At 56.3% G+C, this 18,501-nt stretch carries 19 protein-coding genes; 8 read left to right on the top strand and 11 right to left on the bottom strand.

The features are described 5' to 3' along the window. Positions 1-172: 172 nt before the first annotated feature. The 9 genes from RT613_RS07130 to RT613_RS07090 all read right to left on the bottom strand — a co-directional run bounded on the left by RT613_RS07130 (position 173) and on the right by RT613_RS07090 (position 9,635). A complete protein-coding gene (locus RT613_RS07130; RefSeq protein WP_313614112.1) occupies positions 173-1,636 on the bottom strand; it encodes an aspartate kinase in 1,464 nt (487 codons plus the stop codon). Positions 1,637-1,703: 67 nt separating this feature from the next. Beyond that, positions 1,704-2,633, bottom strand: coding sequence for an ectoine hydroxylase (gene thpD / locus RT613_RS07125; RefSeq protein ID WP_313614110.1), 930 nt, complete (start codon positions 2,631-2,633; stop codon positions 1,704-1,706). A 35-nt stretch (positions 2,634-2,668) separates the two neighbouring features. Beyond that, complete coding sequence (locus RT613_RS07120; RefSeq protein WP_313614108.1) at positions 2,669-3,067, bottom strand: ectoine synthase; 399 nt, start codon at positions 3,065-3,067, stop codon at positions 2,669-2,671. A 9-nt stretch (positions 3,068-3,076) separates the two neighbouring features. Next, positions 3,077-4,363, bottom strand: coding sequence for a diaminobutyrate--2-oxoglutarate transaminase (gene ectB, locus RT613_RS07115; protein ID WP_313614106.1), 1,287 nt, complete (start codon positions 4,361-4,363; stop codon positions 3,077-3,079). Between the two features lie 29 nt (positions 4,364-4,392). Beyond that, the gene (ectA, locus tag RT613_RS07110; protein ID WP_313614104.1) at positions 4,393-4,968 is read right to left on the bottom strand and encodes a diaminobutyrate acetyltransferase; all 576 of its coding nucleotides are present in this window, start codon (positions 4,966-4,968) and stop codon (positions 4,393-4,395) included. A gap of 570 nt (positions 4,969-5,538) precedes the next feature. Next, the gene (locus RT613_RS07105; protein WP_313614102.1) at positions 5,539-6,462 is read right to left on the bottom strand and encodes a homocysteine S-methyltransferase family protein; all 924 of its coding nucleotides are present in this window, start codon (positions 6,460-6,462) and stop codon (positions 5,539-5,541) included. Positions 6,463-6,628: 166 nt separating this feature from the next. Further along, entirely contained in the window at positions 6,629-7,279 is a 651-nt protein-coding gene (locus RT613_RS07100; RefSeq protein ID WP_313614100.1) for a ThuA domain-containing protein, read from the bottom strand. A 17-nt stretch (positions 7,280-7,296) separates the two neighbouring features. Continuing rightward, the gene (locus RT613_RS07095) at positions 7,297-8,397 is read right to left on the bottom strand and encodes a Gfo/Idh/MocA family oxidoreductase (protein WP_313614317.1); all 1,101 of its coding nucleotides are present in this window, start codon (positions 8,395-8,397) and stop codon (positions 7,297-7,299) included. 38 nt (positions 8,398-8,435) lie between these two features. Continuing rightward, on the bottom strand, positions 8,436-9,635 hold the full coding sequence (locus RT613_RS07090) for an ROK family transcriptional regulator (RefSeq protein ID WP_313614098.1): 1,200 nt from the start codon (positions 9,633-9,635) through the stop codon (positions 8,436-8,438). 205 nt (positions 9,636-9,840) lie between these two features. Between RT613_RS07090 and RT613_RS07085 the strand changes: the two genes are divergently transcribed. From RT613_RS07085 to RT613_RS07070, 4 genes are all read left to right on the top strand, one after another. Continuing rightward, positions 9,841-11,142 carry an ABC transporter substrate-binding protein gene (locus tag RT613_RS07085; protein WP_313614097.1) on the top strand — a complete coding sequence of 434 codons (1,302 nt, stop codon included), beginning with the start codon at positions 9,841-9,843 and terminating at the stop codon, positions 11,140-11,142. 75 nt (positions 11,143-11,217) lie between these two features. Next, entirely contained in the window at positions 11,218-12,156 is a 939-nt protein-coding gene (locus tag RT613_RS07080; RefSeq protein WP_313614096.1) for a sugar ABC transporter permease, read from the top strand. Further along, entirely contained in the window at positions 12,149-12,997 is an 849-nt protein-coding gene (locus tag RT613_RS07075) for a carbohydrate ABC transporter permease (RefSeq protein WP_313614094.1), read from the top strand. Before RT613_RS07080 ends, RT613_RS07075 begins: the two co-directional genes overlap by 8 nt. A gap of 13 nt (positions 12,998-13,010) precedes the next feature. Beyond that, positions 13,011-14,084, top strand: a complete 1,074-nt coding sequence (locus RT613_RS07070; RefSeq protein WP_313614093.1) for a sn-glycerol-3-phosphate ABC transporter ATP-binding protein UgpC — start codon at positions 13,011-13,013, stop codon at positions 14,082-14,084. 187 nt (positions 14,085-14,271) lie between these two features. Here the strand turns inward: RT613_RS07070 and RT613_RS07065 are convergent, their stop codons facing one another. Together RT613_RS07065 and RT613_RS07060 are read right to left on the bottom strand one after the other, a co-directional pair. After that, on the bottom strand, positions 14,272-14,910 hold the full coding sequence (locus RT613_RS07065) for an NrsF family protein (protein WP_313614092.1): 639 nt from the start codon (positions 14,908-14,910) through the stop codon (positions 14,272-14,274). After that, positions 14,900-15,448, bottom strand: coding sequence for a sigma-70 family RNA polymerase sigma factor (locus tag RT613_RS07060; protein ID WP_313614091.1), 549 nt, complete (start codon positions 15,446-15,448; stop codon positions 14,900-14,902). The genes RT613_RS07065 and RT613_RS07060 overlap by 11 nt, the downstream gene beginning before the upstream one ends. Positions 15,449-15,634: 186 nt before the next feature. Here RT613_RS07060 and RT613_RS07055 point away from each other — a divergent pair, with 186 nt between their 5' ends. From RT613_RS07055 to RT613_RS07040, 4 genes are all read left to right on the top strand, one after another. Next, entirely contained in the window at positions 15,635-15,922 is a 288-nt protein-coding gene (locus RT613_RS07055) for a DUF2282 domain-containing protein (RefSeq protein ID WP_313614089.1), read from the top strand. A 62-nt stretch (positions 15,923-15,984) separates the two neighbouring features. Continuing rightward, positions 15,985-16,857, top strand: coding sequence for a DUF692 domain-containing protein (locus RT613_RS07050; protein ID WP_313614088.1), 873 nt, complete (start codon positions 15,985-15,987; stop codon positions 16,855-16,857). Continuing rightward, on the top strand, positions 16,854-17,636 hold the full coding sequence (locus RT613_RS07045) for a DNA-binding domain-containing protein (protein WP_313614086.1): 783 nt from the start codon (positions 16,854-16,856) through the stop codon (positions 17,634-17,636). Before RT613_RS07050 ends, RT613_RS07045 begins: the two co-directional genes overlap by 4 nt. Beyond that, the gene (locus RT613_RS07040) at positions 17,633-18,154 is read left to right on the top strand and encodes a DoxX family protein (RefSeq protein WP_313614084.1); all 522 of its coding nucleotides are present in this window, start codon (positions 17,633-17,635) and stop codon (positions 18,152-18,154) included. Before RT613_RS07045 ends, RT613_RS07040 begins: the two co-directional genes overlap by 4 nt. Positions 18,155-18,501: the final 347 nt, after the last annotated feature.

The following is an 18,501-nucleotide window of genomic DNA, read 5'->3' as shown; positions in this document are numbered from 1 at the left end:
CGGTTGCGGGCGCTCCATCCGGCATGGCCTGCCGCAGGGCAATGACGCTTTTGCCGGCAAGGTGTTGCCCTGCGGATCATCATATTCTGCTGCACGGACAGCAACGCAAACGCGCATGACGCGCGTCAACTCCGCGCGCCAGGGCTACAATTTGCAGTCAGTGGCGCGGAGATCAGGCCGCCGCATGCAATGACGGACGTTTATCCAAAGCCGCTTTTTCAATGAGGCCGCTATGAAGTGCAGCAATGCTGGCCTCAAAATCGGCTGGATCGACGATCACCTGCAGATCGACCTTTCTCAGGAGGTCGTGCACGCCCAGCAGCCTGATACCACGCGATGACAGCGCCTCAATGGCATTTGCCAGCACCTTGGTATCGCCGATATTGCGCCCGATGGCCGACACAAGGGCGACTTTGCGCAAGGTAATGTGGGCGGTTGGAAAGTCTTGCGAGAGATCCGTTTCCACGCGTTTTATCGACGTCATCGATCCTTTGAGGAAGTGGGTGATCGTGTTGGCATTTGATGTTTTGGAGATGATCCAGACCTTGTGGCGGTTGAGCGCTTCCAGAATTTTCGCATCATACCCTTTAACGCCAACCATGTCCTGATCGTAGAATTCGAAAGCAAACACGTTTTCCAGGCCGGTGATGATCTCGACCTGCGGCGTGTCGGCGGGAATATCCGAGCGGATAACCGTTCCCTCATGATGTGGGTCGAAGGCATTTCTGACCCTCAATGGAATGCCGGCCTGTCGCAAGCTTTTGGCTGCGCGTGGATGAATTGCTTCCATCCCCATATTCGAAAGCTGATCGGCAACATCGTAGTTGGTTTCGCCAATGATACGAACGGCATCGGTCCCGACAATTTTGGGGTCTGCGGAGGATAGGTGGAATTCCTTGTGGATGATCGCTTCTTTGGCGGCTGTGACCACGGCGATGCGCGACAGCGTGACTTCGCTATAACCGCGATCATAGGTGCCCATGAGCATTTCGCTGCACTGTGCATACCCCGTGACGATTGGAAGTTCGCTCGACAGGTCAATGTCTGCGAGCGCCGCCTCAATGACCCGATCGAGCGTGTCGCGTCTTTCTTCGCGCCAACCGGTCAGATCTATCATGCGGGCGCGTACACCTCTTTGGTTGAGAAGAAGTGTCGTGTTGAAGGCTGATTGGGCTTCACCCAGGGAAGACAGCATCTCCCTTACGGAAAGCAAATGATGTTCCAGCTGGAAATGACCGAAGGAACACAGTCTCGACAGATCGATGAGGCAGGAGCGAACACCCTCGATCCTTTCTCTCACAAATCTGTTGGCGATCTGGCGCGTGCCTTCGTCGTTGAAGGTCGTTTCATTGATCTCTTGCATCCGGTCGGCAACAGCTGTCAGCGCGTCACCCCAGGCCCATCCGCCCTGTGAACTTGCAAAAAGCGCGTAGACGCCCGGCTCTCCGGATTTCTTGTGCTCGAGAAGTGCGTCGGTAATACCGCCATAGGCTGAGACCACAAATATGCGGTTATAAAGCTCTGCCTGTGTACGGTTGCCGACAAGAAGTGTCTCGAACAGCTCTGCGGTACGGGACATCGAAGTGCCGCCGATCTTTTCCACGGTGTGGGATTTCGCGGCATTGTTTTCAGTCATCTTGTCTCCCGTTGTTCCCCCTATGCAGGGGAACTGATAGATTTCGTCTGATCGCAGATTGGACCGGTTACGCAAAATTTCCGGTTTCAATCGTGATCGACCGCGTTGCGTCGCGATCACTGAGGAATGCGGGTCTTGGTGCCCTAGCGGCAAAGGGTGCTACCACCCGGTTCGACCAGGCATTGTAAACAAAAAACGCGTTGGAGCGCGGAAACGGCGTAATGTTGCCATTGGATCCATGAAGCGTATTGCAGTCAAAAAGAATGACTGTGCCTGCTTTGCCTGCTGCGAAATCAACGCCAAACTGGTCCGCCATGCGCGCGAGACTTTCAGGTGACGGAACGCCAATTTCCTGTTTTTTGAGCGATGACTGGTGGTTGTTGTCAGGCGTCTCGCCAGCACAGGCAACGAAGGTTCGATGAGATCCGGGAATCAACATCAACGGACCGTTAAGGGCGTCGTTGTCGGTCAGGAGAACGGAGGCAGAAATCGCGCGCATGCGTGGCATTCCGTCCTCAGCGTGCCAGGTTTCAAAGTCAGAGTGCCAGTAGAACTCTTTGCCGTTGAAACCGGGTTTGTAGTTCAGGCGGGACTGATGGAGGTAAAGCTCATCGTCCAGCAGGTAACGGACGCGCCCGGCAATACGCTCGTCGCGCGCGAGGCGATCAAACAGCAGGCTCTGCTGATCAAGTCGGAAGACGGTCCGAACGTCATCAGATCCTGGCTCGGTGATGACGTTTTCCGGTGCAATGGCGGCATTGCCGCTGCGCATCCGGCTCGATTCCTGCTGTAGCGCCTTGATCTCGTCGCTTGAAAAGAGATCTTTTAGTACGAGGTAGCCATTTTTCTCGAAACTTGCATTTTCCTCTTCCGTCAGTGGTGCTTGAGGTGTCCACTTGCCCCACACGGCAGGATCGTGCCGATCGAGCCATTCTTCTTTTGGCAGACGTGTCGGGTAGAGATCTGTGTTTTCGGTTTTCAGGGCGGTCATGGTCATGAATTCGCCTTTCGTTGGAGTTCGCGTTTTTGTAATCAGCTGGCGATACGCTCAGGTAACGGAGCATAAGAGCCATCTTCACGGTGCACTTCCTGGCCAGTAACCGGCGGATTGAAGCAGCACGCCATAACCATTTCGCTGCGTGCGGAAAGCCTGTGGCGGTCATTCTCGTTCAGCGCATACATCGTGCCCGGTTTGATCTGGTGGATCTTGCCCGTCTCCAGGTCCTCGATCTGTCCTTCGCCAGAAATGCAATAGACGCTTTCGAAATGGTGCTTGTAATGGAACACGTGACTGGTGTTTTCGTGGATGCGGGTGATGTGGAAGCTGAAGCCCATATTGTCTGCAGCCAGCAGCAACCGTGTGCTGTCCCAGCCGTCTGCGTTGACAAGCCGATCCGTTTCGCGGGCGTTTTCAAGATGTCTGATAATCATGATAATCTCCTATTCTGCGACTGCCAGGTGGGCGCCCATCACAGAAGCAAATGCCGCTTCCAGGGTGTCGAGCCCGGCAGAAAGTTGATCGAGTGAAATGGTGAGCGGCGCCAGTACCTTGACGACTTCATCAAAGCTGCCTGACGTTTCAATGATGAGGCCTCTCTCAAAACACCGGCGGCAGATCATCGCGGCGGTTTCGCCGTCCGGTGTTTCCACGCCAAGCATCATGCCTCGTCCCTTGACGCGCAGGTCGTGCCTGAAAGCGATGGCGACCAGTCGCTCATTCAGATAATCGGCCTTGCGCGACACCTCGGAGGCGAACTGTTCATCCGCCCAGAACTTTTCAATGGCCGCGGCGGCGGTAATGAACGCGTGGTTGTTGCCACGGAACGTGCCATTGTGCTCGGCCGGTTTCCAGATGTCGTATTCTGGCTTGATCAGCGTTACGGCGAGCGGCAGGCCCATGCCTGACAGAGACTTTGCCATCGTGATGATATCAGGTGAAAGCCCCATCCCCTCAAATGAGAAGAAGCCGCTGGTGCGGCCGCACCCAGCCTGAATATCGTCCACGATGAAAAGTGCACCGTGACGCCGCGCTATGGCCTCGATGCTCAGCAGCCAGTCGCGAGAGGCTGCATTAAGGCCGCCTTCCCCCTGAACGGTTTCAACGATGATGGCTGCCGGTGCATCAATGCCGCTCGAAGGATCAGAAAGCTGACGTTCAAGCAGTTCTGCCGTGTCGGTACCGGTTCCGTGGTAGCCATCATAGGCGGCACGGGTGACGCCGGTGAGAGGCGTTGCTGCTCCCGCACGATGTTTGCTGTTTCCGGTTGCCGCGAGGGCACCAAGTGTCACGCCGTGAAAGCCATTGGTAAATGCGATGACGTTGTTACGCCCGGTGACTTTGCGTGCCAGTTTGATGGCTGCTTCCACCGCATTGGCGCCAGTAGGTCCGGTAAACTGAACCTGATAATCAAGCCCGCGCGGGCGCAAGATGTGCCTTTCGAAGCAGGTCAGAAATTTCCGCTTGGCATCCGTAAACATATCAAGGCCGTGGGCGATCCCGTCTTTGCTGACATAGTCGATCAGAGCGGCTTTGAGGTCGGGGTCATTATGCCCGTAATTGAGGCTGGAGCAGCCGGAGAGGAAGTCTGTAAACGGTCTGCCCGTTGTGTCGAAAAGTGTGGCTCCCTTGGCGCGATCAAACATTTTGGGAAAGCTGCGCGAATAGGATCTGACCTTGCTTTCGACACGGTCGAAAAGGCTCAAAGGTGTGGTGTTGGACGTGGTCATGGGCCCGTCTCCAAGTTGTTTTGGGGTTATCACTTCGTTTGATGGGGATAGACAAGCGCTTGTGCTGCCTTGCCTGCCGGGAAGGGACCGATCGTGACGGCCCTTTCGCTTTCATGAGTGCCACCGAAGTGGTCATCCCTGCAAAAATGGTCCTGCTGGCTCATTGAGGCTGAGAGGCACCGCGCCAGTGAACTGAACAGCGCCCAGGAAGGCGAATTATCTTGTGTTATCGTGCACGCAACAAAGCGGACATGGCGGGAACTCGGTCTGGCCAGCACGTTGAGGATCAATCGTTTGGCCAATCCGGAGCCGCGTGCCTCATCGGCAATACCGATTTGCCAGATGAACAGCGTGTCTGCATTTTCCGGAGGAATATACCCCGATACCCAACCAACGACCTGGTCGTCTCGCATGGCGATTGCGGACGTAGACGCAAAGTGCGTGCATTGCAGGAGGTTGCAGTAAAGCGAGTTGTCGTCGAGTGCGGATGTGGACTGGATCAACGTCCATACAGCGACGCCATCTTCTGCGACGGGGCGGCGAATTTTAATGGTCGAATTCCGGTCGGGTTGACCGTCAACGATATGTTTTTCTGCTAAAGGCATGCGTATATTGTTTGTTATTGCAAACTAACTGTCAACAGCGAGAAAGGAATTTTTTTTAGATATTTTGCGGAAAACATTGCGAAAAATCTTGAAATACCATTCGAAACAACGAAATTTAATGATCTAAAAAGATCAAAAATTTCCCAAAATGCTTAGTTATTACTAAATATAAAACTGCCTGGACATTCAGCGTCTGCGTTGCGTGCAACTGACAGGATTCCCCCCATCTCGACCTGCCCTAACTTGCCGCTGTGCGATACGAGCAGAAGGTGCCGTTTTCTGGCGTGATGCGCGCGTCCTGCGGTGTGCAAACGGCTTTCAGCCAAGACGGCAACGCATCCCCATCGAAAGCCCCTCTCAAACCACATCCCGGCAGGCACGCGACAACCGCCGAACGGTCGAGCACTGTCCAATTCCAGGACTTCACGCCCGAAGTCGGATTGATGGACACTTCTGGTGCAGAGCGCACCGTAGCCTCTGCCGTGATGGGGCAGAACCTTTGACCCTGTTGCCTGGAGTGATGCTCAAGCCCTGATATCACTCAGCCGCAAACGCCTGCATCTTTCGCGCTCAGGCGCCTGCTGCGATCAAAGCCTCTATATGCCGTATGTCCGAGCCGCAGCATCCGCCGACGACGCGTAGATGCGGTAGCCGCCTGGCAATTTGTGCAGAAAGTACGCCGAACTCCTGTGGGTCGCCGTCGTCGAGTTGAGTGGCCTCATCCAGTTCGGCATGACTCCGACGCGAGGCGTTTGGCCGGATCATGCCAATCCGGTCGAGCCAGTGCGATGGCAGCTTATCGAAAAAATGGTCGGGATGGGCACAGTTGATGCCGTAATAACGTGCGTAGCCGCCAGTTGCAGCCTCCACCGAGCCTAGCGCGGTATCGAGGTCCTGCCCGTTTGGCAGCCGGCCATCGGTCTCGACTGTGAACGAGACAGTAACAGGCAGGCCAAGTTCACGTGCCCGGCCGATTATGCCGATGGCTTCGCCTGGGTGGGTAATTGTGAAAGCGGAGGCAATGTCCACCTCTTCCTCGGCAAAGGCTTCCAGCTGGGCGCTATGCAGGCGAGTTGCGTCGGCCGGGGTCAAAAGCTCCTCGGGTGCGTAACCGTCGCCTGCCGGCCCAAGCACTCCCTCAATCAGTATATGATTGCGCCAGGGATGGTTGTCGCGCAAATCTCGGGCAAAGGCGATGGCGCGGCGATTCACGTCGCGGATTGCAGCATCGTCAAGTCCGAGCTTCGCTCCCCAGCCACAGTTGGCGCGCCACGTCGGCGTGCCCAGCATAAAACCACGCTTCGCAGCCTGGGCCATATCGCAGTACGAGCGCGCATAGCGCCGCAGCATCTCACGCCCCTGCGGGTTGTCGAGAAGAACGAAGGAGACAAACAGCGGCAATTCGGCGCCTTCGTGGAAGATCAGATCGGTCTCCATGCCGCCATCACTGATGAATGCGTCAGGCGACGAAAACAAACGGTCAAGCATACCCATGATATCCTCCACCAAAGCAGCGACCTTAGCAAATTTTTGTGGTGTGGTCGAAGGTATTGGCAATGCTCGGCATTGCGTATTTAACGCTAAAGGCAACCGTGCATGACGGGGCCGGGAGGATATCGCGCCATTCTGCCAAGCCGCCTTGGCATTTCGTTTCAAAGGATTATGCTTCCTGACGAGCGGCCCAGTTGGCGCCACGACGGAACATCTCGCGCATCTGCGGTACCGCGAACTCCTTTGCCTGATGGCCAAGCGCTGAATAGAAGACGCGCCCCTTGCCGTAGTTGCGCTTCCACGCGACAGGCATGACAACGCCATCAATCCACCAGGCGTGGTCTCCAGTAAACGTGGTCGTTGCAAGGACCTCGTTGGATGGATCGACATGCATGTAATATTGTTCCGACGTGTAGGGGAAATCCGAAATTCCCGCCATGATCGGATCTTGCGGTTTCGTGATGTTGACGGTGTAGTCGATAATGTTGCCGGGATGGGCAACCCACTGTCCACCGATCATGAACTGATACTCGACGCATTCGCGAAAGCTGTCACCAGCGCCTCCATGATAGCCGGCGATGCCAACACCGTTCTCGACTGCAGCGGCAAGGTTCTTGATTTCCTCTTTTTCGATCTTGGACATCGTTACGATTGGCACGACCAAGCTCAGGTCATGAACGGACGGATCTGCAAAAGCCTCCGTGCTGTGTTCGACATAGACCTTGAAACCTTCCTCTTCGAGAATATCCTTGACGATAATTGAGCATTCCTGAGGCTCGTGACCGCTCCATCCGCCCCAAACAATAAGTGCTTCACGCATTCTATCTCTCCTCAGAATTATCGGCCGATGCGGCCATCAACAAGCGAATCCGCAAGCGGAGCCGGTCGATCCACGGCAGTGCGAATTGAAATTGTTGTTCCGGTGTCGGATGCAGTTTGAAACGCCTCCATCACCTCGAGCACGTGGAGGGCAAGGTCACCGTTGGCACGGTGCTGCCGGTTGGAGCGGATGGCGTGGGCCATATCTGCTACGCCAATTGAGCGATAATTGCCGTCGGCATAGGGAGACGACAGTTCCTGAACCTGGAACTCACCACCTTTTTTGAGAAGCTGGACTTCTCCGCCGAAGTGATTGGGGTCGGGAACAATCAGTGTACCCTCCGTCCCGTAGAGCTCAAGCGGCACATGCTTATGCCCGGCAACATCGAAACTCATGCCGACCTGAACGACGGCTCCATTTTGGAAAGCAAGTGCTCCAGCCACATGCGTTGCAACATGGACTGGGATCTTCTCGCCGTTGCGCGGTTCGCTCGTGATCAGTCGTTCTGTCCGCGGTGAAAAAGCAAAGCCCGCCACTTTCGCGACCGGTCCAAACAGATTGACGAGATCGGTGATGTAATATGGACCCATGTCTAGCATCGGACCGCCACCGACTTCATAATAGAAGGCCGGATTGGGGTGCCAGCGTTCATGCCCAGGGCACATGAATGTTGCCGTTCCGCCCACCGGTGCGCCGAGTACGCCCTGATCGATCAAGATACGCGCAGTCTGGTGGCCACCACCCAAAAATGTGTCTGGGGCTGCTCCAATGCGAAGCCCTTTGGACTTGGCGGCTTCCGCAAGCTTTTTGCCTTCTGTAAAATTAATGCCGAGCGGTTTTTCAGAATAGGTGTGCTTGCCTGCGTCAAGCGCCCGCAGACCGACCTCCACATGCGCCTTTGGAATTGTCAGGTTGACGATGATCTCGATCTCCGGATCAGCCAGCAACTCCTCGACGCTGCGCGCGGCGAGATTGAACTCCTCAGCCTTTGCTCGGGCCAAGTCTGACTGCATGTCCGCGACACCTTTGATATCGAGGATTGGAAACGATGCCATCGCCTTTAGGTAGGCCCCTGAGATATTGCCGCATCCAATGATGCCAATACCGACCTTTTCCATAGTCTTCTCTCCCATGATGCTTTACGTCCGCTCCCTCCTCAGAAAGCAGGACCTGTTGTGTTCCAAGGTGATTCATAAAGTTCGTAAAGCGCGACAGCTGCTGCCCCTTGCGCCCAAAGTTCGTCGCTCGACGTGTCGAAAACCAGTTCCGCAACGCCTTGCAACGAAGGCGGCACAGAGGTCTCGTAGGCGGCCCTGATACTGTCGATGAATGGTGCGCCGAGTTCCAGACTCGAACCGACCAATATGACACGCGGCGGCGCAAACAGGGTGACAATATTGGCCAAGGTCAGACCAATTGCCGTCCCCGCTCGTTTGGCTGCGGCAATGAGTTCACCATCTTGCGCAAGGACAAGAGACTGAGCATGTTGCATGCCCCTGCCGAGGCGAATGGCCTCAGCAAAACGCCCGTCTGCCGTTCGCGCTTCCAGAATTGCATTTTCGCCCGCCTGACTTGCAAGCCGCACCGTCCCCTCGGGAGAGGCGAAAAGCACCAGATCGCCGAGGTTATGGCTCAGGCCGCCCGCGCCGCGAAAAAGGTCGTTCCTATGTAAAACGCCAAGTCCAAGCGTCTGTTCGAGAGAGATCAGAACCATGTCTTCAAGATCACGAGCCTTGCCGAACCAGTGATGGCCGAGGGTTACGGCATGCGCATCACTTTCGATCGTGGTGGGCGTGCCGAAGCGCGCCGTCATCTCGCCCGCGAAATCGATATTGACCTCTCGCAGCACTGGACTGAAGCGGATTTTGCCGGTTCTGTGTTCGATAACGCCCGGCAGACCAAGGCAGACCCTGTCAACGTCTTCAAGGGAAAGTCCGGCATCGACAACACAACGACGAACTCCGTCCTCGATGAGATCGGCAATGACCCCGATCGGTTGGCGATCGATGCGGATGGGAAGAGCAAGTGTCGAAAGCACGTTTCCGCAAAAGTCAGTTACAACAAACACCATGCGGCTGGCTGCGATTTTTGCGCCGACCACACGCGCTGCGTCAGGATTGAGTTCGAGCATAACGCGCGGGCGACCACGCGCACCTTCCGTTCGAATATCCCCCAAATGTCTCGACAAGATGAGGCCGTCATCCAGCAGCGACGCCGTAATTGCCGAAACAGTTGTCGTGGAAAGTTGTGTTCGTTCGCTGATTTCCACACGCGAGATTGGTCCGTGGCGACGAACCGTATCGAGGACGTTCAAGCGATTGATTGCGCGCATCAGTTCGGGGTCGGCAGTCTTCATATCGTCCAGTCGCAGCGAGCATTGGCGGGTATCATCCGACCACATATTAATGTCGGAATGCGGATTAAATAGCGTCAGAGACCTGGGTGATGTCAAGCTAAAAGGTTAAAAACTCAGCGATGCGCCTTGACAATCAGCGCATCCTTATATGAATTAATTCGGATTGGGGATTAAATGTGAGGAACTCCCCGGGAGGATCACTATCATGACGTATATGCACGCGGGCGCAAGCCTGGGCGGCAAGTTGATTTCGCTTGCCACGACCACAGCCATCACTCTCATGCTCGGCGCGGCAAGCGCATCTGCTGCCACCGTCGTCAAATGGATGCATGTCGAACTGGATCCCAAATCTGTGGCCGTCTGGGAGGAGATTGCCAAGGATTACGAGAGCAAACATCCAGATGTTGACGTTCAGCTGCAGTTTCTCGAAAACGAGGCCTTCAAGGCAAAACTGCCAACACTTCTGCAGTCAAATGACGTGCCTGACTTCTTTTACAGCTGGGGCGGTGGTGTTCTCGAGGAGCAGTCCAACACCGGTGCCCTCAAAGATCTGACAGAGGTCTTTGACGCCGACGGTGGCAAAATCCGCAATGCTTATAATCCGGCTGCCGTTGAGGGTTTGTCGTTTGATGGCAAGGTTTGGGCTGTCCCCTACCGCGTCAGTCTTGTCAGCTTCTTCTACAACAAGGAGCTCTTTGCGAAGGCTGGTGTGAAAGCAGATGATATCAAGAGCTGGGATGATCTTGGCGCTGCTGTCAAAAAGATCAAGGAAGCTGGCATTGTTCCAATCGCCGGTGGCGGTGGCGAGAAATGGCCGATCCATTTCTACTGGAGTTATCTCGTGATGCGCAACGGCGGACAAGCCGTCTTCGATGCAGCTCGCAAGGGCGAAGGCGAAGGCTTTATGGATCCTGCAATCATCAAGGCTGGCGAGCAGCTTGCCGAATTTGGCAAGCTGGAGCCATTCCAGCCGGGTTACCTTGGCGCCACCTGGCCACAGGCGCTTGGCGTTTTTGGTGATGGCAAGGCGGCAATGATCCTCGGTTTTGACAATACCGAAGCAAACCAGCGAAAAAATGCCGGTGACGGAAAAGGGCTTTCGTCTGACAATCTTGGTCGTTTTGCGTTTCCAGCCGTTGAAGGCGGAGCAGGCAAGGCCAGTGATACATTGGGCGGTCTGAACGGCTGGGCGCTGACAACGAACGCTTCGCAGGAAGCAATCGACTTTGCAACCTTCCTTACCAATGCCGACAACGAAAAGAAACTGGCGGCCGCTGGCATGATCTTACCAGTCGCGGTAGGCGCAAGCGAGGCTGTGACAAATCCGCTTATGGCCGATTCCGCAAAGCAGCTGGCCGCATCCACCTGGCACCAGAACTTTTTCGACCAGACGCTCGGTGCGGCCGTTGGCCGTGTCGTTAACGACGTATCCGTCGAAATTGTTTCGGGTCAGATGACGTCTGAAGAGGGTGCTCAGCAGATTCAGGATGCTTTCGAGCTTCGCTGATCCCGCCGGAACGATGAAAACGCCGCATGATTGTGCGGCGTTTGTCGCCCTCGTGTGAATACGAAAGCGGATATCATGACAAATATTTCCATCAACGCTGCACCGGCGCTTGCCAAACCGGCCATAAAGGCAAAGCGCAAGCATAGCTCTGCCGCACATGACCGGGCCCTGACCCTCTTGGTCTTCCTTCCCCCGGCACTGCTCCTCTTCACGCTTTTTGTGATTTTGCCGATGGGAGAGGCTGCCTGGTATAGTCTCTATCGCTGGAACGGCTACGGCACGCCAAACGAGTTTATTGGTCTTAAAAACTTCCAGGTGCTGTTTGGGAATGCCGCCTTCTCGCAGGCTCTCATCAACAACGCCTTGATCATTGTCATTTCGGTCTTAATTCAAATCCCGCTTGCAATCTGGCTTGCGACAATGCTCGCACACCGGATCCCTGGCGTTGTCGCGTTTCGTCTGGTGTTTTTTCTTCCCTATGTTTTGGCGGATGTTGCAGCCGGTCTGATCTGGCGTTTCGTTTATGACGGTGACTACGGATTGTTTGCAGCGATTTCCAACTTTTTCGGTTTTGCCAATCCATATGTCCTCGCCGACAAGGATGTCGCTATCTATGCGGTGCTTGCCGTGATTGTCTGGAAGTATTTCGGCTTCCACATGATGCTCTTCATTGCAGGTCTGCAATCCGTTGACAAAAATGTCCTTGAGGCCGCGGAGATCGACGGCGCAACTGGCTGGCAGAAATTTCGCTATATCACGTTGCCGATGCTCGGCTCTACCGTTCGTCTTTCGATCTTCTTTGCGGTGATCGGCTCTCTACAACTCTTCGACATGATCATGCCATTGACGGGCGGCGGACCTTCGAACTCCACGCAGACCATGGTGACCTTCCTTTACACCTATGGCGTCATGCGCATGCAGGTTGGACTTGGAAGCGCGGTCGGCGTTGTCCTTTTCATCATCTGTGTCACGCTCGCCTTCGGCTACAAAAGGATATTTATGCGTCATGACTGATATGTCCACATCCGTCCGCGTAAGCCTGCAGACGCGTATTTATCTTTACGTGTCGCTCGCCCTGATTGCTGCAATCGTGTTGATCCCCCTCCTGACAACTGCCCTCGGAGGCTTCAAGACACTGGGTGACCTGCGCGTAAATCCGTTTGGCCTGCCCGCTGAATGGCAGTGGTCAAACTACGGCGACATTCTGCTCGGAAAACGTTACTGGTTGCAGATTTTCAACTCGCTGGTCATTGCAGTTCTGACGGTGTTTCTGACACTTGTCGTCTCGGCCATGGCAGCCTTCACCTTCGCTCATGTGAAATTCTTCGGTTCGAGCTTCCTGCTCAACTATTTTCTGCTCGGCCTTATGTTTCCAGCCGCAACCGCCATCTTGCCACTCTTCATTCGCATTCGCGATCTGGGCCTGTTGGATACCTATTGGGGCGTCGTCCTGCCACAGGTGGCCTTTGGCCTGGGCATGAGCATTCTGTTGTTTCGAAACTATTTCCGAAACCTGCCAGACGAGCTCTTTCATGCTGCCTTTGTCGATGGATGTGGCTATCTGAAGTTCTTCTGGCATATCTCCATGCCACTTTCTCGTCCGATCATTGCAACCGTCGGCATCGTTTCTTTTGTCGGGAGTTGGAACAGCTACATTCTGCCGCTGATCATGCTCAATTCGGAATCCAAATATCCATGGCCGCTCGGAATCATGGTCTATCGCGGCGAATTCGGGACCGAATGGCAGCTGGTGCTTGCCTTCATCACCATGACAATTCTTCCAACAATCATCGTGTTTTTCGTGGCTCAGAAACACATCATTGCCGGCCTTACGGCCGGCGCCGTCAAGTCATGACAGGGAGCAGACTATGGCATCTGTAGAACTCAACAATATCCGCAAATCCTACGGCTCCCTCGATGTCATACATGGCATTTCGCTCGACATTGCCGATGGCGAGTTCATCGCCCTCGTTGGCCCCTCGGGATGTGGCAAGTCTACGCTTTTGCGCATGATCGCAGGCCTTGAGGAAATTACCGACGGCGACATCGTGATCGGTGGGAACGTCGTCAACGAAATGACGCCACGCGAGCGTAACATTGCGATGGTATTCCAGTCTTATGCCCTTTACCCGCACATGACTGTTGCCGAAAACATGGGCTTCAACCTGAAGATCGCAGGCCAGCCAAAGGCTGTGATCGAGGAGCGTGTGGCAGAAGCTGCTCGCATGCTCGACCTTGCCAACCTTCTGGATCGCAAGCCATCCCAACTGTCCGGCGGGCAAAGGCAGCGTGTTGCCATGGGGCGTGCGGTCGTGCGCAATCCGGCCGTCTTTCTTTTTGACGAGCCCTTATCCAACCTGGATGCGAAGCTGCGCGTCCAGATGCGAAGCGAGATCAAAACACTGCATCAAAAGGTCGGGACGACATCGATTTACGTCACCCACGATCAGATCGAAGCCATGACGCTCGCTGACCGTGTCGTCGTTCTCAACCAAGGTCGCATCGAGCAGCACGGAACACCACTCGAACTCTACAAGACGCCTGCCAACCTGTTCGTGGCAGCCTTTATCGGTTCACCTGCGATGAACCTCGTCGAGTGTGTCGTTGATGGTGACGATGGAACCCCAGCCGCCCGTCTCGATAACGGAACGGCAATTGGAATCTCTCACCATCGCAACGTGAAACGCGGCCAGCCGGTGACGATCGGCATGCGCCCGGAGCACTTTGCGATGGGAGGAGAGGGCGATGTCACCGTGTCAGGCAATACGCTGCTTGTCGAACCGACAGGCGCGCAGACGCATGTCATCTTCGATCTTGCCGGACATCCCGTGACAGCCGTCGTCGATGGCGAACAGCTGGTTCGTACCAACTCCCCGTTTACAGCCAACATCAACCGTGAACGTGTCTATGTCTTCGATCGCGCGACCGGTCTTGCACTGTAAAGGCCTGTGCCGGGCCTATCGGATGGCGGCGACCGCCGCCCTCCGATAGGATCTGATTCAGTTCCTCTTGCGGGGGTGTCGCCTTAAGCTGGCACAGGTGGTCTTGCGTTGCGCCAGAACCCGTTTTCGTCCTAACCCTCGAAACAACTCATGCATGTGAGACAGGTCGTTCCGTTACAAAGCCCTATTACCACCGGGCTATTTTGGGCCCAAATAGTGTGCCGAGCAGGACGAGGCTGGAGATAGCCACCGAATACCAGGTCGCCACGAAAAGCGGAGAATCGTCAGTGCAGTGCGCTGCGTAGAAAGTGGCGGCAATTCCTCCAGCAAGCAGGCCGGCAACGCCGCCTGCCAGCCTTGGTCGAGACGGTGCCCCATGACGAAGAGCCAAGAGAAACACCGCAAGCGGCACCACGCCAATGAGGGGAATGAACGTGAGGCAGATAACAATATTGCTGCCCCACCAGGCCGATTGCCACTGCGTGAAAGGCAAGGTAGCGAATTCAGCCGCGACCGCAACAGCTAGAAACGCCGGCACCACAAGCATAAGCCATGCCGGGCGCGATATATCCGCGCCGGGGCGAGCGAGCGCCCGCAGAAGCACAAGGGCGAGGACGACAAGCGCCAGCGTCGTCACAAATTTGAAAACGAAGCGGACCGTATGTGCCGCCGTCAGGAAATCCGGACGGGGCCCGATGAGAACAAAAAACGCAATGGCGGCAGCAAACGTGGCGATCACAAAAGCGATGCCCCACACACGGCTGAGGGGCATGGACCGTGTCGACGTGTCTTGCGCCAGAAGATTGATGAGGTGATCAGTTCGCATTTTCGTTCCGTCCAAATCTCTTTGCGATTGCTCGCAAGCCTCGATGCAACGCCACACGCACGGCCGTTTCTGTCATGCCGAATTTCGTTGCGGTCTCACCAATCGAGTGGCCGTCGATCGAAATCGCCGTAACGATTGAACGCTGACCTGGCGCCAATCCGTCAAGCACCCGAGCGATGTCGCGGGCGCTTACGGTCTCCGCCACCTCCAATGCTACCGTCTCGGCGATTTCCTCGATCTCGATTTCAACGCGGCGGCCACGCTTGCGGAAAGCATCGATCAACTTGTAGCGCGTGATCGCGTAAATCCAGGGCAAGACGGGCTCGTCAGTTATCCAGGTATGGCGCTTCGTGTGAATCGCCAACAGCGTTTCCTGCACGATGTCCTCCGGCTCAATGCCCCCGTGCACGATCTTGCGTCGCGCAAAGCCACGCACGATCGCGGCGGTACGCGTGAGAAAGGCGGCATAAGCCTTTTCATTGCCCGCAATTGCAGCTTGCAGCAACGCCGCGAGCTCTTTTTCGTCCTGGCCGCTCAACCTCATATCCCCCATTCGCGCGCGGTGCCCACTTTGTTACGCATTGCCCAAAAATTTGTCCAATACCTCTCGAGTCGAGGTAACAAATTCGTGTTTGAGGCAGAAGGTAACAAACAGCACAGGCGAAACGAAAACCCGGATACGCAGCCAAACAACTGTCTGCGATATTCAAAGAGGAGATCAACTATGAACCGTTCCACGCTCGCCCTTGCCCTCGCCGGCTCGCTCGCCTCGGCACTTGCATCTACCGCTTTCGCCGCCCCGCTGGCGCCGGAAAAGATGGTCGGCAACGAAAAGTGCTACGGCATCGCGCTCAAAGGCCAGAACGATTGCGCAGCTGGCCCCGGCACCACCTGCGCCGGCACTTCGACCATGGACTACCAGGGCAATGCCTGGAAGGCTGTCCCGGCTGGCACCTGCACATCGATGAATGTCGACGGCCACAAGGGCATGCTGGAGCCAATGAAGGGCTGAGCACGCCCGGAGGCCCGCACCGCCGGGCCTCCGTCTCTTCAGTCGATATCGGGAGAACCGCAATGACCGTATCAGCGCATGTCCTGCCTGCCCGCGCCGGGCTCGGCCTCAAGCCGGAACACTACGATGCTATTCTCGTCGGCCAGCCCGATGTCGGCTTCTTTGAAGTCCATGCCGAAAACTACATGGGTGCAGGCGGTCCGCCACACCGCTATCTCGAAGCCATCACCGAGCGCTATCCGCTGTCCCTTCACGGCGTCGGCCTGTCAATCGGTGCGGCGCGCGACCTCGACAAGGAACACCTCAAGAGACTTCGCACCCTTGTCGACCGCTACCGGCCGCAAAGCTTCTCGGAACATCTCGCCTGGTCCACGCATGACTCCGGCTTCCTGAACGACCTGTTGCCGCTGCCCTACACGCCTGAAACACTGGCGCGAGTGATCGACCACGTCGACGAAACCCAGCAATGGCTTGGCCGCAAATTGCTGCTGGAAAACCCGTCCACCTATGTCGTGTTTGCGCAGAGCACGATTGAGGAAGTGGATTTTCTGGCGCAGATCGCCGCGCGCACCGGCTGCGGGCTGTTGCTCGACGTCAACAATGTCATGGTTTCGGCGGTTAACCACCGGTTGGATCCAGTCGATTATATCGACCGTTTCCCGGTGGAACTGGTCGGGGAAATTCACCTGGCTGGATACGACGAGACCGTGGATGATGCCGGCGACCGTCTGCTGATCGACGCTCACGGCACCGCCGTCAGCAACGACGTGGTGGAGCTTTACCGGCACACGCTGGCACGCAGCGGCCCCCTGCCGACGCTGATCGAATGGGACAACGATGTTCCCGACTTCGCGACCTTGCACGCGGAAGCGGTCCGTACCGATCGCATGCTGGACGCCGCAGCCCGGCACCGCGCGACGACCCAGGCGGCATGATCATGGCTTTCGTCGACAGCCAGGACGCCTTTGCCGCCGCCCTTTTGCATCCGGGCCTGCCCTTGCCGCAAGGCGTCACCACCGCCCGCGGCGCGGCAGATGCATCTCGTTTTGCGGTCTATCGCAACAATGTCCATGTCGGGCTGACGGCGGCGCTCGCGCTGCGTTTCCCGGTAACGCAGCGGCTTGTCGGGGTCGATTTCTTCACCGGCATGGCGCGGGTTTATGTCGCAGACCACAAGCCGGTCTCGCCGCTGATCATGCATTACGGCGACGATTTTCCCGAATTCATTTCGAGTTTCGCGCCTGCGGCCTCCCTCGCCTATCTCCCAGATGTGGCACGGATCGAAGTTGCCTGGACCCGTGCCTATCACGCCGCCGACAGGATGCCGCTCGATGCAACAGAGCTTGCAGCCATACCGGCCGGCGGACTTGGCGGGCTGGCACTGCTTCCGCACCCCTCAGCACGGCTCATGCGATCTTCTTTTCCCGCAGGCTCCATCTGGAGCGCCCATCAGGGCGATACGGTTGCTCCGATCACCAGTTGGGAAGGGGAGACGGTGCTGGTGGTGCGACCGGCAATGCACGTCCAGATCCATGTCTTGCCGCCACGAGACGCCGCATTCGCAGCGCAGCTGCATGATGGCGTCTGCCTTGGCGAGGCGGCTGAGACCGCATTCAACGCCGATCCCGAATTCGATTTCGGTTCCGCGCTGGTCGGTTTGATCGGCCTCGGCGCGTTCTGCGCCCTCATACCCCCCGAAGGAGCCAAATCATGACTATCGACCTCGCGTCCTCCCGCGGCCCGGGTGCAGCCCTCATCTCGCTTCATGCGCGCGCGGAAAGCCTTCTTGCCTCCATTCCGCACGCCCTGCCGCTTCTGGCGCTGCGACTGGCGCTGGCAATCCCTTTTTTCAAGTCTGGCCTTACGAAGTGGGATGGATTTTTGACCCTATCGTCAGGCGCACAGTACCTGTTCCAGGAGGAGTTCAAGCTGCATATCTTCGGTAGCCAGTATGCCTATCCCATGCCGTTAACCATGGCCGCGGCAGCCGGGATTGCCGAACTTGTCCTTCCCGTTCTCCTTGTCCTTGGACTTTTCACCCGCTATGCCGCTCTCGGACTGCTGACGATGACGGCTGTGATCCAACTGACGATCCCTGACGGCTGGGCCAATTTCCATCTGCCATGGGCAGCCATGGCACTGGCACTCGTTGTGTACGGCAGCGGCAGGATCGGGCTTGATCCACTCTTGAAGAAAAGCCGAAGACTATCGCCCAGAGATTCGCAATTCTGATTGAAGGCCATTGGTTACCCTGAACGACAAACGTCTCCGGCAGCACTCTTCTTCTGCTGCCTTCAGGCGAGTTCTGTGAAACACTCTTTCCCTATAAATCGATGCCGCGCTGTTGAAGGGATCAGAACCATCGGCTTTCTGATCCCACCGGCCAATCAAGCATTCCCGCCAGCGCACACGGCGCATCATCACCTGCGATGCGAAGTACATTTTCCAGAAATATCCGGTGAATATACGGCATGCGCGCCAGCGGCCACCCACCACATCAGAAGGTCAACTTCGCGTTTACGAAGCCGGCCCACCCTGACTTGAATCCATTTCATGCTCCATTGCACCCTGCACCATTT

This window comes from Agrobacterium sp., assembly GCF_032092815.1.
Classification (GTDB): Bacteria; Pseudomonadota; Alphaproteobacteria; order Rhizobiales; family Rhizobiaceae; genus Agrobacterium.
The sequence above is the reverse complement of the archived record's forward strand: the minus strand, read 5'-3'. Positions and strand labels throughout refer to the sequence as shown.

Bases quoted from the DNA above. Each gene is read 5' to 3' on its own strand.
- RT613_RS07130 (WP_313614112.1), bottom strand. From the start codon at position 1,636: ATGACTGAAAACAATGCCGCGAAATCCCACACCGTGGAAAAGATCGGC.
- thpD (WP_313614110.1), bottom strand. From the start codon at position 2,633: ATGACCATGACCGCCCTGAAAACCGAAAACACAGATCTCTACCCGACA.
- RT613_RS07120 (WP_313614108.1), bottom strand. From the start codon at position 3,067: ATGATTATCAGACATCTTGAAAACGCCCGCGAAACGGATCGGCTTGTC.
- ectB (WP_313614106.1), bottom strand. From the start codon at position 4,363: ATGACCACGTCCAACACCACACCTTTGAGCCTTTTCGACCGTGTCGAA.
- ectA (WP_313614104.1), bottom strand. From the start codon at position 4,968: ATGCCTTTAGCAGAAAAACATATCGTTGACGGTCAACCCGACCGGAAT.
- RT613_RS07105 (WP_313614102.1), bottom strand. From the start codon at position 6,462: ATGGGTATGCTTGACCGTTTGTTTTCGTCGCCTGACGCATTCATCAGT.
- RT613_RS07100 (WP_313614100.1), bottom strand. From the start codon at position 7,279: ATGCGTGAAGCACTTATTGTTTGGGGCGGATGGAGCGGTCACGAGCCT.
- RT613_RS07095 (WP_313614317.1), bottom strand. From the start codon at position 8,397: ATGGAAAAGGTCGGTATTGGCATCATTGGATGCGGCAATATCTCAGGG.
- RT613_RS07090 (WP_313614098.1), bottom strand. From the start codon at position 9,635: ATGAAGACTGCCGACCCCGAACTGATGCGCGCAATCAATCGCTTGAAC.
- RT613_RS07085 (WP_313614097.1), top strand. From the start codon at position 9,841: ATGACGTATATGCACGCGGGCGCAAGCCTGGGCGGCAAGTTGATTTCG.
- RT613_RS07080 (WP_313614096.1), top strand. From the start codon at position 11,218: ATGACAAATATTTCCATCAACGCTGCACCGGCGCTTGCCAAACCGGCC.
- RT613_RS07075 (WP_313614094.1), top strand. From the start codon at position 12,149: ATGACTGATATGTCCACATCCGTCCGCGTAAGCCTGCAGACGCGTATT.
- RT613_RS07070 (WP_313614093.1), top strand. From the start codon at position 13,011: ATGGCATCTGTAGAACTCAACAATATCCGCAAATCCTACGGCTCCCTC.
- RT613_RS07065 (WP_313614092.1), bottom strand. From the start codon at position 14,910: ATGCGAACTGATCACCTCATCAATCTTCTGGCGCAAGACACGTCGACA.
- RT613_RS07055 (WP_313614089.1), top strand. From the start codon at position 15,635: ATGAACCGTTCCACGCTCGCCCTTGCCCTCGCCGGCTCGCTCGCCTCG.
- RT613_RS07050 (WP_313614088.1), top strand. From the start codon at position 15,985: ATGACCGTATCAGCGCATGTCCTGCCTGCCCGCGCCGGGCTCGGCCTC.
- RT613_RS07045 (WP_313614086.1), top strand. From the start codon at position 16,854: ATGATCATGGCTTTCGTCGACAGCCAGGACGCCTTTGCCGCCGCCCTT.
- RT613_RS07040 (WP_313614084.1), top strand. From the start codon at position 17,633: ATGACTATCGACCTCGCGTCCTCCCGCGGCCCGGGTGCAGCCCTCATC.